Below are 15,695 nucleotides of genomic sequence, written 5' to 3' on the forward strand. Positions count from 1 at the left end.
CATAGCACGCGTGAACCACCTGATCCCTTGCCGAACTCAGCAGTGAAACCGCTTAGCGCCGATGGTAGTGTGGGGTCTCCCCATGCGAGAGTAGGTCATCGTCAGGCACCTATACCACGAAAAACCCAGCCACCCGGCTGGGTTTTTTGTTTGTGTGAAAGAAAAGCAGCCGATAAAAAAGGCGGCTTGCGCCGCCCAGGTAAAGACTTACACATGAAGAGGTTAAACGCAGATCGTCTCTAACGCTTCAATTAGGCTGTCCATTTCATCATCGGTGCCGATGGTGATACGTAGGAAGTTACTGAGGTCTGATGTATTAAAATGGCGCACCAGAATGCCCCGCTCGCGTAGGCCAGCAAATAGCTGCGCGCCCTCGTAGTCAGGGTGTTGGGCAAGCACGAAGTTAGCTTTAGAGGGCAGCACTTCAAACCCTAACGCTTCGAGGCGTTGGCGAGTACGTTCACGAGTAGTAATGACATGCTCGCGGCAGGCTTCGAAATGCTCGACATCTTTCAGAGCGGCGATGCCTACTAAGCTTGCCAGGCTATCCACTGGGTAAGAGTTGAAAGAGTCTTTTACCCGCAGCAGGCCATCAATCAATTCCTCAGAGCCCATCGCATAACCCAACCTCAATCCCGCCAAACTGCGGGACTTAGAAAACGTACCGGTGACAAGCAGGTTAGGGTATCGATCAATCAGCGTTACAGCACTCTCTGCGCCGAAATCGACATATGCCTCGTCCACCAGCACTACTCGATCTGTGACACGCTTAAGCAGCGCCTCTATTGCTGCGAGCGAGTGAGCGTGTCCGGTAGGGGCATTTGGATTAGCGAAAATAACGCCGCTTCGGTTGGTATTCGCCGCCAGCGCATCAATATCGACTTCCCACTGCTTATTGAGCGGATGCTTACGCAGCTCAACGCCGTAAAGATTGGCGTAAACAGGGTAAAAGCTATAGGTGATGGCAGGCACATCAAGCGGCGCTTGATGGCAAAAGAAGGCCTGAAATGCGAACGCCAACACTTCATCGGAACCGTTTCCGACAAACACTTGGCTGCTGGCTACCTTAAGTGTCTCCGCGAGCGCTTCACGTAGTGCTGTAGAGGTAGGATCAGGGTAGAGGCGCAGATGGTCTGTTGCATAATCGCGCAGCGCCTTACCGACGCCTGGAGCAGGTGGGTAAGGGTTTTCATTCGTATTGAGCTTAACAAGCTTCTCTTGTGGTTGCTCACCGGGCACGTAAGGCGTAAGTTCGCGAACGGCCGGACTCCAGTATTGGCTCATGAGGGTAACCTGATTATCCTAGCAAGGTATGCCATGGTCGCTTGAAGGCCAACTCAGCGCAAGCATTCGCGTCGCTAGGGGTGTGCGTCGCACCTTGTAGCGGTTATGCTGTCACAAGTGCGCGTAAATAAATGCCCAACACGAGATGAAGGAGACACTCTATGCAACTTAAGAGTTTGCTAGCCGGTTCGGCTATGTTGGCACTATTAGCTGGCTGTGCAAGCGGTCCGATGGAACAGCAGCAAGAGGAAGCAGCGACCGCACAGGCTAATTACCAAGGATCGCTACCTTGCCGCAACTGCGATGGTATCGATCTGGATGTCACGATGATGGGTGAAGAGATGAGCGCAGCGGAAGAGCGCACTTTCACACTGAACGCTACCTACCGTAATCACCCCCAAACACCCCCGGATGAAAACTATGCGGGTAACTGGGAAGTGCTGACCGGTACGCCGTCTGACCCAGACGCCACCGTTTACGAGCTGACACCGGATGGCGATGGCCAAATCTATTACTTCATGCGTATTGATGAGAGCACGCTGGAATTGATTGACCCAGAACGTCGTCGTTTTGAAAACGGTGAAATGCTGCAGCTAAAGCGCCAATAAAGCGCTAGTCAGCAGTACCAAAGGCGGCCACTGGCCGCCTTTTGTGTTTGTCGAGACAGACCTGAAGGGAGTGGGAATGGGCAGTGGCTTTGAGTGCAGGTGGCAACGTAGTGAATGTTGTCAAATAGCGATAGCAACAGTAGGAGTGTAATGGCAGTGGCCAAAGCTAAAAGCGCTTTTGTATGCACTGAGTGCGGCGCTGAATATCGCAAATGGCAAGGGCAGTGCAGTAGTTGCCAAGAGTGGAACACCCTAAGCGAGGTGCGTTTAGAGAGTATACGCCCTGGTGGCGGAGCAGCCTCTGGGCGCTCAGGCTACACAGGTGATCTCTCGCGAGAAGTGATCGATCTTGGCAATGTTGATCTCAGCGAGGTTCCTCGCATGAGTTCCACGTTCGCTGAGTTTGACCGCGTGTTAGGCGGCGGGCTGGTACCCGGCTCGGCGGTTCTGTTGGGCGGAAATCCAGGTGCAGGTAAATCAACGCTGCTACTACAAACGGCCTGTAAGCTAGCCCAGCAGCGCCGTATCCTCTATGTAACAGGTGAGGAGTCGCTCTCTCAGGTAGCCATGCGTGCGCACCGTCTGCAACTGCCCACCAACGGTTTGAAAATGCTGGCCGAGACCAGTGTGGAAACCATTCTGGCGGTATCTGAGCGTGAAAAGCCGGAAATCCTGGTAATCGACTCGATCCAAACCATGCATCTGGAAGACATTAGCTCAGCGCCTGGTGGCGTTGCTCAGGTGCGCGAGTCAGCCGCCGCGTTAACGCGCTTTGCCAAGAAGACCAATACCGTTCTGTTATTAGTGGGACACGTGACCAAAGACGGTTCGCTGGCGGGTCCTAAAGTCCTTGAGCATATGATTGATGCGTCGCTGTTATTAGAAGGCGGCGCAGACTCACGCTTTCGCACCCTACGTGGTCAGAAAAACCGCTTTGGTGCCGTTAACGAACTGGGTGTCTTCGCGATGCTTGAGCAGGGCCTTAAAGAAGTCAAAAACCCCAGCGCGATTTTTCTCTCCCGCCAAGAGGTGCAAGCGCCCGGCAGCTTGGTGATGGTGGTTTGGGAGGGCACGCGGCCAATTCTGGTCGAGGTGCAGGCACTGGTAGATGAGTCTGCGCTTGGCAATCCCCGCCGGGTAGCTGTCGGCGTTGATCAAAATCGCCTGGCCATGCTGTTGGCAGTGCTCAACCGCCACGGTGGTCTGTTTACCGGTGACCAAGACGTATTCCTGAACGTTGTCGGTGGTGTCAAAGTGCTTGAAACCAGCGCCGATTTGGCAGTACTGCTGGCAGTAGTATCTAGCCTGCAAAACCGCGCGCTGCCCAAAGAGTTAGTGGTATTCGGTGAAGTTGGGCTTTCCGGCGAGATACGCCCAGTACCCAGTGGCCAAGAGCGTATTGCCGAGGCGGCCAAACACGGTTTTCTGCGTGCCATCGTGCCGCGGGCCAATGCACCCAAGCAGGCGCCAAAAGGCATGGAAGTGATCGCCGTAGATAAGCTCAGCGATGCGCTGGAAGCACTGTAGCATGTGCCATACTGCGTTAAACTGAAGATATCCCCTAAGTGCCAAGGAGAGACACGATGAGTTCGATTCGCTTGACCCAATATAGCCACGGCGCCGGCTGCGGCTGCAAAATTGCCCCGGACGTGCTGGATGGGATTCTAGCCAAAGCGGGGCCAGCTGCGGGCCATAAGCGGCTTATTGTCGGCAATCAAGGACGCGAAGATGCTGCCGTGTATGATCTGGGCGATGGTCGCGGCATGATCGCCACCACGGATTTCTTCATGCCGATTGTCGATGATCCCTTTGATTTTGGGCGTATCGCGGCGACCAATGCGATCAGCGATGTTTACGCCATGGGCGGTACGCCGGTAATGGCGTTAGGTATTCTAGGCTGGCCGTTGGATAAGCTTAGCGCTGAAGTGGCTGGTGATGTCATGGCCGGAGCCCAGGCAGTATGCCGTGAATTAGGTGTTGCCCTAGCAGGCGGTCACTCCATTGATGCGCCCGAGCCGATTTTTGGGCTCGCTGTGAACGGCTTGGTGGATCTAGACAAGCTCAAGCTTAATAGCACCGCCAAACCCGGTGATCTGCTGTTCTTAACCAAGCCGCTGGGTATCGGTATGTTAACCACCGCAGAAAAGCGCGGCTTACTGGAAATGGGCCACCATGGCCTTGCCCGCGAAACCATGCTCAAGCCCAACAGCATTGGCGTGAAACTTGCCGATGTGAAAGGGATAAACGCCATGACTGATGTGACCGGTTTTGGCTTGGCCGGCCATCTTGCGGAAATGTGCCAAGCCAGTAATGTGATGGCCCAGATTGATTTTCGTAAGCTGCCGCGCTTAGCCGAGGCAGAGTCCTACCGCCGCCAAGGCGCGGTGCCAGGCGGTACGCTACGCAACCGTGATGCGCTAGGAGAGAGCTTGCCCGCCATGGATGAAGCCCACTGGCAGTGGCTGTGTGATCCACAAACTTCTGGCGGACTGCTCATTAGTGTCGATCCTGCCTGGGAAGATGACGTTGAGCGCATTGGCCGCGAATTCGGTCTGTCGTTACAGTCATTCGGGGTAATGACAGCGCGCCAAGGTAAAGCCTCTATTGAGGTGGTCGGGTGACACTGTCGACCACACCGGCAGTATTAGATTTACTCAAAGAGGAGCGGCCGCTTATTGATGTGCGCGCCCCGGTAGAGTTTGCCCAGGGTGGGCTGCCGGGGGCCGTCAATCTGCCGTTAATGATTGATGATGAGCGTCATCAGGTAGGTATCGCCTATAAACGGCAGGGCCAAGCCGCGGCGATTGCGTTAGGCGAACGCTTAGTCAGCGGTGAGGTCAAGCAAACTCGAATTGCAGCGTGGCAGGCTTATTTAGCCGAGCATCCAGATGCATTGATTTACTGCTTTCGCGGAGGGCTGCGCTCACAAATTGCTCAGCAGTGGTTAGAAGAGGCAGGCATCTCAAGACCACGCTTGGAGGGCGGTTGGAAAGCCATGCGCCAAGCGCTATGTGAGCGTATTGAGACGGCTGCACTGCAGCCGATGTTGGTGGTCGCAGGGCTGACTGGGTGTGCAAAAACCACGCTGATTAATCAGCTCGATAACGGCGTTGATCTGGAAGCCTTCGCGCACCATAAAGGCTCCGCCTTCGGGCGCAGGCCCGAAGAGCCTGCCACACAAATCAATTTTGAGCATGCGCTGGCTAAACGATTAATCAGCTTAACTGAAGGGCTGGTTATCGAAGACGAGTCCCGCCAGATTGGTAGTGCCAATATTCCCTTGAGCTTCTGGCGAGCATTGCAGCAAGCGCCTCGTGTGCGTATCGAAATGCCGCTGGATTGGCGCCTTGCTCAAATTCAGCAGGATTACATTATCGATTTAGAGCAGGCCTATGCTGCTCGCTATGGTGCCTATCAGGGCTGGCAATTGATGCAGGCGCAGTTAAGTAATGCGCTGATCCGTCTGGGCAAGCGCTTGGGTAATGCACGGCTGCAGCGTTTGCAGCGGCTTCAGGCACTGGCGTTTAACGAACATGCCCACGGCAACCCTCAGGCCCATGAAGCTTGGCTCGCGCCACTGCTGACCGAGTATTACGACCCACTCTACCGCTATCACTTAGACAAGCAGCGTGAGACTGCCCCGCCGGTAATTCATGTCGGCGATTGGGAGAGCTGCCTGGCGGTTGCCAGGCAGTGGAACCGATAATGGCTGCATGCGCTGCTGTTAGTCCGTTCTTAACCACTGGGTCATCACGCGGTCAAGCAGCGGTGCTAGATGAATAAAGCGATTGGCATCCTCAAGAATTTCCGCATCGTCCTGAACATAGCGGGCGGCGGCAGGGGAGGCGCTGGGCCGCTCGGTCTTGCTCAGCAGGTGGTTAACGCTGGCAGGCGTGGCTTCCAAATGGCATAGCAGGCTGACGACGCGGCCTCTATCCCAGGTAAACCCCTGTAGCGGTGCTGCTTCACTGCCCCCCAGGGAAAAGGCATCATCGGGCAAGCTGAAGACATAACGATGCCACATAAAGGCGCTGAACGACTCGGGCAAATCCAGTGAGCTTTCCGGTGCCAGGGTGACCGTATGCCAGCCTGTTTCAGCGTAAGTGCCGGGGGCTACCACTGCGCCGAGTGCTTGCGCTATCCAGTGAGCGCCAATGCCAATCCCCAATAATGGTTTTTGTCCATCCAGGTAGCGGTTGATCAGTTTATCTTCAGCTTTAAACCACGCTGGTGGTTGGCTGAGTAGCGTCTCAGGCCCATCAAGTACAATCAATGCATCAGATTCGTTTGGGCGGGGCGTTAACTCGCCAGCATAGAGATGAAAAACGGTGTAACTATGGCCCATACTGGTTAGCCAGTCGGTTAAACGGGCGGGGCCATGGTCAGGGCCGTGCTGTAGCAGATGAATATGCATGGTAATCTCCTCGCCGGCCGTACAATCATCAAAGCGTTAGGGGATCGCCCCAAGCGCAGAGAGACGATAACGTACCCGCTACATTTCACCAATATCCCACGTAAAGCGATCCAGGAAATCAGTATGGTGCCGAAACCTCAGGGCTTTTATTTACGGCTGCAAGAACTCCCACTACCGGCCCAGCAAGCCTTTATGGCGGCGCTGTGTGAGCGTTTGCTGCCTAACTATGTGCTGTATGAGCAAACCACAGGACAGGGCGATAGCCATACGCTGCGTACCGTGCTGAGTTTGGTGTGGGAACGGCTTAATGTGCCCAACGCCAGTATCGACTTTGCCCGCCAGGCGGAGAAGCTCGCCGAATGTGAGCCTTCCGAAAAGGATGACAGCTTTGGTGCTCGGCGTGCGCTGGATGCTGTGGTATCGGTCTCGGCGCTGCTGGACACCCTGCAAGGCGATTCCCCAGAGGCCGTGTTGGATGTTAGCCGCACATCCCGAGCGGGCGTGCGCGCTTTTATAGAGCTCACTGAAGGCGAAGTTGACGCACAGAAACTGGCGCTAATTATTCGCGACCACCCGTTGATGGCCGACGAGAACGACTTTCAGGATGCGGTATTGGAAATGGTCAGCGAACCGTTGGATAAAGCGGCACTAAAAGAGGTGCGTGAATTAGGGCGCAACGGTGGGATCAGTAATCTTGGCTTATCGCTTGAAGATACCGGGGCTTAAAGCCCCGGCAGGCTTACGTCTTAAAGGCTATGTTCTCAAAGACATGCTCTTAAAAACTAAAGCCGCATTTCGATACCGCGTTCGGCCATGTAGCGCTTTGCTTCAGGGATGGTGTATTCGCCAAAGTGGAAAATACTGGCGGCCAGCACGGCGTCGGCACCACCTTTCAGCACGCCATCCACCAGGTGATCCAGGTTGCCTACACCGCCAGAGGCAATCACCGGCACGCTCACTGCTTCTGAAATCGCGTGGGTCACGCCCAGGTCAAAGCCGATCTTGGTGCCGTCGCGATCCATGCTGGTGAGCAGCAGTTCGCCCGCTCCGAATTCCACCATCTTCTTCGCCCACTCAACGGCGTCGAGGCCCGTTGGGCGGCGACCACCGTGGGTGAATATCTCCCAGCGGGGCGTTTCGCCCTCTTTCGAGACCCGCTTGGCATCGATCGCCACCACAATGCACTGGCTACCGAAACGCTCAGCAGCTTCGCGCACAAACTCAGGGTTGGTGACCGCGGCGGTGTTGATGGAGACTTTATCCGCTCCAGCGTTCAGCATGGTGCGAATGTCATCACAGCTGCGAATGCCGCCGCCGACGGTCAGTGGAATAAACACTTCGCCCGCAATGCGTTCAACCATCTCTACCGTCGTATCACGGTCTTCGTGGCTGGCGGTAATATCGAGAAAGGTAATCTCGTCGGCGCCCTGCTGGTTATAGCGCTGGGCAATCTCTACCGGGTCCCCGGCATCGCGAATGCCGACAAAATTAACGCCTTTGACCACGCGCCCGGCGTCTACATCCAGGCAGGGGATAATGCGTTTGGTAAGGCTCATGAACCGCCTCCCGTCAGTTGGTCGCTTAACCGCTGTGCTTCGGCGACATCCAGGCTGCCTTCGTAAATTGCCCGGCCAGTAATCGCGCCCAGTATACCGCTATCGGCAACTTCGCAGAGTGCTTTGATGTCGTCCAGATTGGTCACTCCCCCTGAAGCAATCACCGGTAGACCACCTTCGCGGGCTAGGGCCGCGGTGGCCTCTACGTTAACGCCTTGCATCATGCCGTCGCGAGCAATGTCGGTGTAGACGATGCTGGAGACACCATCGTTGGCAAAACGCTTGGCTAGTTCGGTGGCTTTGATCGTGGAGACCTCTGCCCAGCCGTCGGTGGCGACATAGCCATCTTTGGCATCAAGCCCAACAATCACATGGCCGGGGAAGGCGCGGCACATTTCACCCACGAAGTCGGGCTCTTTTACTGCTTTGGTACCGATAATCACGTAGGAGACACCGGCACTTAAATAGTGCTCGATAGTTTCCGCACTGCGAATGCCACCACCAATTTGAATCGGCAGATTTGGGTAGGCGCGCGCGATAGCTGTCACGGCATCGCCATTAACTGGCTTGCCTTCAAAGGCGCCGTTTAAATCGACTAAATGAAGGCGGCGGGCACCAGCCTCTACCCAGCGTGCGGCCATAGCTACTGGGTCATCACCGTAGGAGGTCGCATCTTCCATGCGACCCTGCTTCAACCGGACACACTGGCCGTCTTTGAGATCAATAGCGGGAATTACCAACATACAAAATCCTCTCAGGGCGTCCAGGTGACAAAGTTTTCAAGCAGGCGAAGGCCCGCGCGGGAGCTTTTTTCCGGGTGAAACTGCACCGCGAAGGTCGAGTCACGACCAATCGCGACATGGGCGCTTACCTTGCCGTATTGGGTCGTACCAAACACCTGGGCGTCGTCGTCCGCATTCACGTAATAGCTGTGCACGAAGTAGAAGTGTTCACGATTATCAATACCTGCCCACAGTGGGTGGTCGTGATGCTGCTCGACCACATTCCAGCCCATGTGCGGTACTTTCAAGCGCTGCTCGTGGGTGTCGCGCATATCACCAGGGAAACGGTCTACGCTGCCTTTAAAAAAGCCCAGGCACTCAACGCCACCATTCTCTTCGCTGCGCTCCAGCAACATCTGCTGCCCCACGCAAATGCCCAGTAGTGGCTTAGCCTGGCGGGTTAAAATATCGTCTACCAGCCCGCGTAACTCGGTGCGCTCTAGTTCACCAACGCAGTCACGAATGGCACCTTGGCCTGGTAGTACCAGACGCGTCGCGCCAAGAATGCGTCGCGGGTCACGGGTGATGACTACATTCTCATGCGTCACATGCTCCAGCGCCTTGGCCACGGAATGCAGGTTGCCCATTCCATAGTCGATCACAGCAATGGTCATGAAGCGCTCCTTGTGGAGATAGAAGGAAAGTTGCTAGAGGCATAGCTCATCACATAGCGCAGCATTACAAGCTCCCTTTGGTGGAAGGCATTTGGCCTGCCATGCGTGGGTCTTCCGCCACGGCCATACGCAGCGCCCGGCCAAAGGCTTTGAAAATCGTTTCCGCTTGATGGTGAGCATTAAAGCCTTTGAGGTTGTCGATATGCAGCGACACGCGGGCGTGATTCACGAAGCCTTGGAAAAACTCCCAGAACAGCTGGGTGTCCAAGCTACCGATGGTATCGCGGGTGAACTCAACATTCATATAAAGGCCTGGTCGGCCGGAAAAGTCGATCACCACCCGAGAGAGTGCTTCATCAAGGGGTACGTAGGCGTGACCATAGCGGTAAATGCCGCGCTTATCGCCAATGGCTTCAAAAAAAGCCTGGCCTAACGTAATACCCAGGTCTTCTACGGTATGGTGGTCGTCAATATGCAGGTCGCCAGTGGCATTGATGTCGAGATCGATCATCCCATGGCGGGCAACTTGATCAAGCATATGATCCAAAAACGGAACGCCGGTTTGGCAGCTAAGACGGCCTTCGCCGTCGAGATTGACGCTGACCTTGATCTGGGTTTCGTTGGTGTCACGGCTAACCGTGGCAATACGCGCTGACATGTTGCATCTCCTGCGCTAAGGCGCACTCTGGGGGATTACCCTGAGGAACGATCCTGTGAAATGGCCGGTGGCTTTGTATCAACTTACCACTGTGGATCAGGGCATAACCTGTGGCGAAGCGACCATTATAGTGAATTGGCGCCCTCATCCGCTACAATGCGCGAAATGTAGCTGCAATCAATTGCGGCAGAAATAGCAGCCAGGCTGCTTTGGCGAAGAGGATTTCACCATGCCGGTGACACTGCACCACGTCGACCAGGCCCGTTGGGAAGCCGATGAGCAAGTGCGCCTTGACCTAATGCGCATTTATGAGGATGCGCCCCAAGAGCGCATGCCCACCCCAACGGTTGAGCCATTTATTGAACAACATTTTAAAGGTCAGCATTTTTTTGCCTGCGCCCATTTCAATGATCGGCTGCTGGGGGCTGTCGCCGTGCAAGAAGGCGAAGACCGGGCGTGGTGGCTATCTGAGCTCTGCGTGCGCAAAACCACGCGCCGCCGTGGCGTCGGTTCGCGCTTAATGGCGCTGCTTGGCGAGCAAGCCAAACAGGAAGGCCGTGTGTTGCGGATAGAAACTTCCACCTTGCCATTGGCTGACCGCGTGCTGCTTTCCAAATTAGGCTACCGGCCTATGACCAATCCAGAAACGCCAGTGCCGGGAATGCCCGCCACCAGCGATTTTGTTGAGTTAGACCCACAAGGGAAAGGGTAAATGAAACAGCTATTACGTATTTTGCTGGCAGCGGTCGGTATTCTTGCCATCGTCGCCGTCGCCGCCGTGGTGTATGTCACCACTTTCCTGGATCCAGAAGATTTCAAACCGCGTTTAACGGCCGTTGTAGAAGAGCAGACCGGGCTTAACCTTGCCCTGGAAGGCCCGATCACCTGGTCATTCTACCCCCGTATTGGCGTGAGCGTGGAGCAGGCCCGCGCCTGGCTGCCCGAGCAAGCTGAAGAGAGTGCCGCCTTCGCCGCCATTGATCGTGCCGAAGTCAGCGTTGCATTCGGCCCGCTACTGCGGGGCGAAATTGCCGTCGATGGCCTAACGCTTGACGGTATGCGCCTTAACCTGGAGCGCGATGCCCAAGGCGAGGGTAATTGGGAACCCTTGCTAGAGCGGCTTTCCGAGCAAAATGAAAGCACCGCAGAAACGGTGCTGGCGCCTGCCAGTGCGGGACCCAACGCCGATGCCGGTAGCTTGGCGGTGGTGCTAAGCATTGCTAGTGTCGAAGTGAAGAACGCTGACATTCGCTTCCGGGACGCACAAACCGAAGCCTTATGGCGCATGCAGCAACTAAATATCTCCGGCAGTAACGTCAACCCAGTGCGCCCCTTCCCGCTTAAGGCCATGTTTACGCTGACCAAGCATAACCGGCTGGATGCCGAAGTGCTGGAGCGCACCCCTGACCTGAGCAGCGAGATCAATCTCGAAACCCGCGTGCGGCTTGGTTTGGCCGATGAGCTTTTCGTGCTGGAAAATATGGCGCTAACCACGCGAACGACGCAAGGCGCAGAGAGCGAACCACAACAGCTCAGCTTAAAAGCGGCTGAACTGGTCGCCCGCATGGGGGAGCAACAGCTTTCGATCACAGAAGGGGTGCTTGAAGCTGGTCTTCGCAATGCCGACAATTGGCAGGGCAGCCTGGCGCTGTCACTGGCCTTTGGCCTGGAGAGTGATTGGCAAGCACAAACGGCGCAGTTAAAAAACCTGCAGCTCACCGGGCCGGATGGCCTAAAAGTTAGTGGTCACCTCAATGTTGAGCAACTGCGTGATGCCCCACGCTATCGCGGCCAGTTAACCGCGGCCCCGTTTACGCTGCGCCCCTGGCTGGCTCGCGCTGGCGTTACGCTCACCACAGCGGGCGAGGCCGCACTTAGCGATGTGGCCATGACCAGCCCTATTGAAGGCGATGTTGAGCAACTCTCTTTGCCGAGCCTCTCGTTGGTGGTCGATGACAGCACCTTTACTGGCGAGCTGACCGCCGCTTTGGATGGCTCGCGGCTGGCGTTCGATTTAGCCGGTGATCAATTGGATCTGGATCGCTATCTACCCGGTGCCGCTACCGCCGAGCAGGCTAGCCGTGGCCTGCTGCGTAAAGCCTTTGCCCAGGATTCCAGCACATTAGTGCCGCAATCGCTTCTTACTCGGTTGTCACTTGAGGGTGATTTAAGCGTCGATAACCTCGTCTTGGCAGGATTAACGTTCAATAATCCTAGCTTACAACTGCGTGGTGACAACGGCATTCACCGGCTAACGGCATTTGAGTCGGGCTTCTACGAAGGTGAACTCAGCGCTACCGGTCAAGTCGATGCCACGGGCTCTATTCTGGAATGGGCGCTTTCGCCAACCATTAACAGCGTTCAGGTGGCACCGTTGATAGAAGCCATCAGCGAAGGAGAGGAGCCGTCGCCACTGCGCGGTCGCTTTAATTTATCTGGCGGCCTTACGAGTCAAGGCAATAGCCGCGAAGCGCTCATCAGCAATCTTAATGGGGAGCTGACGGCTCGCCTGAACGATGGGGCTATTTTAAATACCAACATTTCCCAGCAAATGTGTGAACTGGTAGCCCAGTTAGAAGGCGAGGGCACGCTGCGCGAATGGCACACCGATACCCGCTTTGAGCGTTTCGATGCCACCTTCCAAATCAGCAATGGTTTAGTCGAGAGCGACGATCTAATGATCACTCTGCCCGGTATTGATGTTCAGGGAGAAGGCGAACTCAATCTTACCAGTATGAATTTCAACACCCAGGCGAATGCCCGCTTAGTAGACACCGCCGACGCGGCTTGTGAGGTGAATCCCCGCTTGGAACAACTGCCGCTGCCCGTTCGCTGTGAAGGACATTTAGGCGGTGAACGCACTGAGTGGTGCCGTTTTGATCGTGAAGCATTCCAGGCGGCGGTAGTCGACCTGCTGCGCAACGAAGCTGGCGAGCGCGTCAATGAAGAGCTGGAGGAGCGTTTAGGCGATACATTGGACCAGTTGGATGAGCGGTTAGGTGAAGGCGCTGGGAAGGAGCTGCGTGACGGGCTACGCGGCCTGTTTAACTGAGCATTCTCACCGGAACCGATAAGTGCTGCGCCGGCCTAACCGCCGGCGCTTTTTTATTAGTCCCTTTGATACCCCTTTCTGTTTAAGGAGCGTGCATGGCAGATATGCCCAAACCGCGGCTGGCGGCAGACGAATTTCAACAACGCCTACTGGCTTGGTTCGACCGTTATGGCCGTCACGACCTGCCGTGGCAGTCGCCGCGCAGCGCCTATCGCGTCTGGGTGTCGGAAATCATGCTGCAGCAGACCCAAGTCACCACCGTCATTCCTTACTTCGAGCGTTTTATGGCGCGCTTTCCCACTCTGGAGGCACTCGCTACTGCGCCGCAGGATGAAGTGCTGCATCTCTGGACAGGGCTTGGCTACTACGCCCGTGCGCGCAACTTGCATAAAGCCGCCCAAGTTGCGTTGGTGGAGCATGATGGCGAACTGCCAACAGACAGTATTGGCGAATTGGTGGCACTGCCCGGCATTGGCCGTTCCACCGCAGGCGCTGTCATTGCGCAAAGTACAGGGGAACGGGCCGCGATCCTGGATGGCAACGTAAAGCGCTCGCTCACCCGGCTGCATGCGCTGCCCGGCTGGCCGGGTAAGCCTGCAGTTGAACGGCAGCTTTGGGCGCTGGCCGAGTACTATACGCCAACAGCGCGGCTGGCGGATTATACCCAAGCGATCATGGATTTTGGCGCCACGCTATGCAAACGCAGCAAGCCGGATTGCCCAAGCTGCCCGTTTAACGATGTCTGTTTGGCCTATGCGCGCGGTGAGCCCCAGCGCTATCCGGAATCCAAACCGAAAAAGGCGCTGCCGACCCGGCAGACCATCATGCTGATGCTGCGCGATCCGGAAGGCCGGGTGTGGCTGGAAAAGCGCCCTCCTAGCGGTTTATGGGGTGGGTTATGGGGCCTACCGCAGTTTGATAAGCACAGCGAGCTCAACGACTGGTTGGAAACTCATGTCGTTAACCCCGCGCGCGAACGTGCGGCGCCCAGTTTTCACCATACATTCAGCCATTTTCGCCTGGAAATTACCCCGCAGCCCGTGACCTGCGATAGGCTGGGTGGTGTACGCGAAAGTGGCGTATGGTACGACATCAACCATCCGCCCGCGCTAGGCTTGGCAGCCCCGGTTAAAGCGCTGCTCAGCCAGCTAACGCCATTTACCCTCAATCCCACCCCAGGCCACGCCTAAGCGTTATCTGGGGCTATAAGTAGCCAGTCACTGCAAGAGGAGTACGTTATGAGTAACACGGTTTTTTGCCGCAAGTACCAGAAAGAGCTCGAAGCGCTGCCATTCCCGCCCTTGCCGGGCAAGCAGGGCCAGGAGATTCAGGCGACTGTTTCCAAGCCCGCCTGGGAAGCCTGGCAGTCGCTGCAAACTCGTTTGATCAATGAAAAACACCTCAACATGCTCGACCCTGAATCCCGTGCGTACTTAATGGAGCAGATGCAGCGCTTCCTGGACAATCAGGAAACCGACCAGGCCGAAGGGTATGTACCGCCCACTCAGGCATGACTTTGAAGGTTGGCTGTCGCTTTTCTGCCATGTGAAAAGCAGGACAACTGACTTGTAATGAGTAGGGCCAGGCCTAGGTGGGAAAGGCCCGTAGCGTATGCTTCTCACCGCGCCGGGTGTAGAACAGAACACCCCTAAGCATCCGTATCGCAAGAAAGTTTCACAAAGGTGTTGACGAAAAGCGGCGTTTTTAGTTTAATACGCACCGTTGGCAGCGGCCAGATAGCTCAGTTGGTAGAGCAGGGGATTGAAAATCCCCGTGTCGGCGGTTCGATTCCGTCTCTGGCCACCACACTGCTGGGGTATCGCCAAGTGGTAAGGCACCGCTTTTTGGTAGCGGCATTCCCAGGTTCGAATCCTGGTACCCCAGCCATTGCCAACAAGATTTCTTGTTGATTGCAAAGCCTAACAGCGAAGCAATCATGTTCTCAAGAAAACGTGAAGCGCCGACATAGCTCAGTTGGTAGAGCAACTGACTTGTAATCAGTAGGTCCCGGGTTCGACTCCTGGTGTCGGCACCACTGAAAAGTGGTTAAAAGTTAAGCGTTAGAGAATTAGATTAAGCCGTCCGAAAGGGCGGCTTTTTCGTATGTGCCTACAAAGTGTCTACGCGTAGGTTATCCACACCTTCTGTCTTTATCAGAGTGGGGATAAAGGGCTATACAGCGGTGTGTTTCTGTCAGGGTCTGTGCCTTAGCAGTCGTGCGATTTATAACTTTCAAAATAACACTCGACTTACCGTTCATTAATTTAATAAAGATGCACCGCTTCAAAGCTAGCCAGCAGGTTATTCTTATCATCCATTAATACAAGCCTTGCGCCCTCCACACGCCATGCGGTTGTCTGCTTGAGGGCGGCTAGAAAATTGCGTTCAGTTTCCATTTGAGGCGCCGGGCAGGCTCTTTTGGTGGTGGCGACTTGGTTGAACGTGATGTGTTCGTTCTCTACTTGATAGCTGCCCATTAGTGTATTACAGCCGGTGGCACCTGCTAAGCGCGAAGCATCTTGGTGTAGCACCATGTGCGCTTCTCGAAAGTTCTCTTTGGCGATGACCGGCGCGCCATCAAGTTTCATCAGCTTCCAATACGTATTGATTAACGATTCATCCGGCTGCTCCATTGTCTCGTGGTTGCCAATCGTCCTTGATGAGCAGCCAGCGGCTACAAAGAGAATACTGATCAATACGTAAAGTGTTAGCTGCCGAATCAACGCA

At 55.5% G+C, this 15,695-nt stretch carries 16 protein-coding genes, 3 tRNA genes and 1 rRNA gene; 13 read left to right on the plus strand and 7 right to left on the minus strand.

The window, feature by feature from the left end:
- Positions 1 to 107, plus strand: a 5S ribosomal RNA gene (gene rrf / locus V8L71_RS06970); the annotation flags it as partial.
- Between the two features lie 115 nt (positions 108 to 222).
- Here the strand turns inward: rrf and hisC are convergent.
- On the minus strand, positions 223 to 1,284 hold the full coding sequence (gene hisC / locus V8L71_RS06975; protein WP_336273621.1) for a histidinol-phosphate transaminase: 1,062 nt from the start codon (positions 1,282 to 1,284) through the stop codon (positions 223 to 225).
- A 161-nt stretch (positions 1,285 to 1,445) separates the two neighbouring features.
- Between hisC and V8L71_RS06980 the strand changes: the two genes are divergently transcribed.
- The 4 genes from V8L71_RS06980 (at position 1,446) to mnmH (ending at position 5,598) form a co-directional block, all read left to right on the plus strand.
- Positions 1,446 to 1,892 (plus strand): copper resistance protein NlpE N-terminal domain-containing protein, encoded by a 447-nt coding sequence (locus V8L71_RS06980; RefSeq protein ID WP_101146592.1) that lies wholly within the window; start codon positions 1,446 to 1,448, stop codon positions 1,890 to 1,892.
- A 156-nt stretch (positions 1,893 to 2,048) separates the two neighbouring features.
- Positions 2,049 to 3,419, plus strand: coding sequence for a DNA repair protein RadA (gene radA, locus V8L71_RS06985; RefSeq protein WP_336273694.1), 1,371 nt, complete (start codon positions 2,049 to 2,051; stop codon positions 3,417 to 3,419).
- 56 nt (positions 3,420 to 3,475) lie between these two features.
- Positions 3,476 to 4,513 carry a selenide, water dikinase SelD gene (gene selD, locus V8L71_RS06990; protein ID WP_336273622.1) on the plus strand — a complete coding sequence of 346 codons (1,038 nt, stop codon included), beginning with the start codon at positions 3,476 to 3,478 and terminating at the stop codon, positions 4,511 to 4,513.
- Complete coding sequence (gene mnmH, locus V8L71_RS06995; protein ID WP_336273623.1) at positions 4,510 to 5,598, plus strand: tRNA 2-selenouridine(34) synthase MnmH; 1,089 nt, start codon at positions 4,510 to 4,512, stop codon at positions 5,596 to 5,598. Before selD ends, mnmH begins: the two co-directional genes overlap by 4 nt.
- A gap of 18 nt (positions 5,599 to 5,616) precedes the next feature.
- On the opposite strand, the gene V8L71_RS07000 is transcribed toward mnmH, so the two are convergent.
- Positions 5,617 to 6,306, minus strand: a complete 690-nt coding sequence (locus V8L71_RS07000; RefSeq protein ID WP_336273624.1) for a type 1 glutamine amidotransferase — start codon at positions 6,304 to 6,306, stop codon at positions 5,617 to 5,619.
- Between the two features lie 123 nt (positions 6,307 to 6,429).
- On the opposite strand from V8L71_RS07000, the gene V8L71_RS07005 reads away from it, so the two are divergent.
- Entirely contained in the window at positions 6,430 to 7,032 is a 603-nt protein-coding gene (locus V8L71_RS07005; RefSeq protein ID WP_336273695.1) for a YjaG family protein, read from the plus strand.
- Between the two features lie 56 nt (positions 7,033 to 7,088).
- On the opposite strand, the gene hisF is transcribed toward V8L71_RS07005, so the two are convergent.
- From hisF to hisB, 4 genes are all read right to left on the minus strand, one after another.
- Positions 7,089 to 7,862 carry an imidazole glycerol phosphate synthase subunit HisF gene (gene hisF / locus V8L71_RS07010; protein WP_008957631.1) on the minus strand — a complete coding sequence of 258 codons (774 nt, stop codon included), beginning with the start codon at positions 7,860 to 7,862 and terminating at the stop codon, positions 7,089 to 7,091.
- Entirely contained in the window at positions 7,859 to 8,605 is a 747-nt protein-coding gene (hisA, locus tag V8L71_RS07015) for a 1-(5-phosphoribosyl)-5-[(5-phosphoribosylamino)methylideneamino]imidazole-4-carboxamide isomerase (protein ID WP_035555800.1), read from the minus strand. Before hisA ends, hisF begins: the two co-directional genes overlap by 4 nt.
- Before the next feature lie 11 nt (positions 8,606 to 8,616).
- Positions 8,617 to 9,258 (minus strand): imidazole glycerol phosphate synthase subunit HisH, encoded by a 642-nt coding sequence (hisH, locus tag V8L71_RS07020; protein ID WP_336273625.1) that lies wholly within the window; start codon positions 9,256 to 9,258, stop codon positions 8,617 to 8,619.
- Between the two features lie 64 nt (positions 9,259 to 9,322).
- A complete protein-coding gene (gene hisB / locus V8L71_RS07025) occupies positions 9,323 to 9,916 on the minus strand; it encodes an imidazoleglycerol-phosphate dehydratase HisB (protein WP_176304683.1) in 594 nt (197 codons plus the stop codon).
- A gap of 229 nt (positions 9,917 to 10,145) precedes the next feature.
- On the opposite strand from hisB, the gene V8L71_RS07030 reads away from it, so the two are divergent.
- From V8L71_RS07030 to V8L71_RS07060, 7 genes are all read left to right on the plus strand, one after another.
- On the plus strand, positions 10,146 to 10,628 hold the full coding sequence (locus tag V8L71_RS07030; protein ID WP_008957627.1) for a GNAT family N-acetyltransferase: 483 nt from the start codon (positions 10,146 to 10,148) through the stop codon (positions 10,626 to 10,628).
- Positions 10,629 to 12,968 carry an AsmA family protein gene (locus V8L71_RS07035; RefSeq protein ID WP_336273626.1) on the plus strand — a complete coding sequence of 780 codons (2,340 nt, stop codon included), beginning with the start codon at positions 10,629 to 10,631 and terminating at the stop codon, positions 12,966 to 12,968. It abuts the gene before it with no gap.
- 95 nt (positions 12,969 to 13,063) lie between these two features.
- The gene (gene mutY / locus V8L71_RS07040; protein WP_336273627.1) at positions 13,064 to 14,158 is read left to right on the plus strand and encodes an A/G-specific adenine glycosylase; all 1,095 of its coding nucleotides are present in this window, start codon (positions 13,064 to 13,066) and stop codon (positions 14,156 to 14,158) included.
- Between the two features lie 48 nt (positions 14,159 to 14,206).
- Entirely contained in the window at positions 14,207 to 14,482 is a 276-nt protein-coding gene (locus V8L71_RS07045; protein WP_008957624.1) for an oxidative damage protection protein, read from the plus strand.
- 216 nt (positions 14,483 to 14,698) lie between these two features.
- A tRNA-Phe gene (locus tag V8L71_RS07050) sits at positions 14,699 to 14,774 on the plus strand.
- Positions 14,775 to 14,780: 6 nt separating this feature from the next.
- Positions 14,781 to 14,855, plus strand: a tRNA-Gln gene (locus tag V8L71_RS07055).
- Positions 14,856 to 14,927: 72 nt separating this feature from the next.
- Positions 14,928 to 15,003, plus strand: a tRNA-Thr gene (locus tag V8L71_RS07060).
- 229 nt (positions 15,004 to 15,232) lie between these two features.
- Here V8L71_RS07060 and V8L71_RS07065 read toward each other — a convergent pair.
- Complete coding sequence (locus V8L71_RS07065; RefSeq protein WP_336273628.1) at positions 15,233 to 15,691, minus strand: META domain-containing protein; 459 nt, start codon at positions 15,689 to 15,691, stop codon at positions 15,233 to 15,235.
- Between the last annotated feature and the right edge of the window lie 4 nt (positions 15,692 to 15,695).

This window comes from Vreelandella indica, assembly GCF_037070225.1.
Classification (GTDB): domain Bacteria; phylum Pseudomonadota; class Gammaproteobacteria; order Pseudomonadales; family Halomonadaceae; genus Vreelandella; species Vreelandella arctica.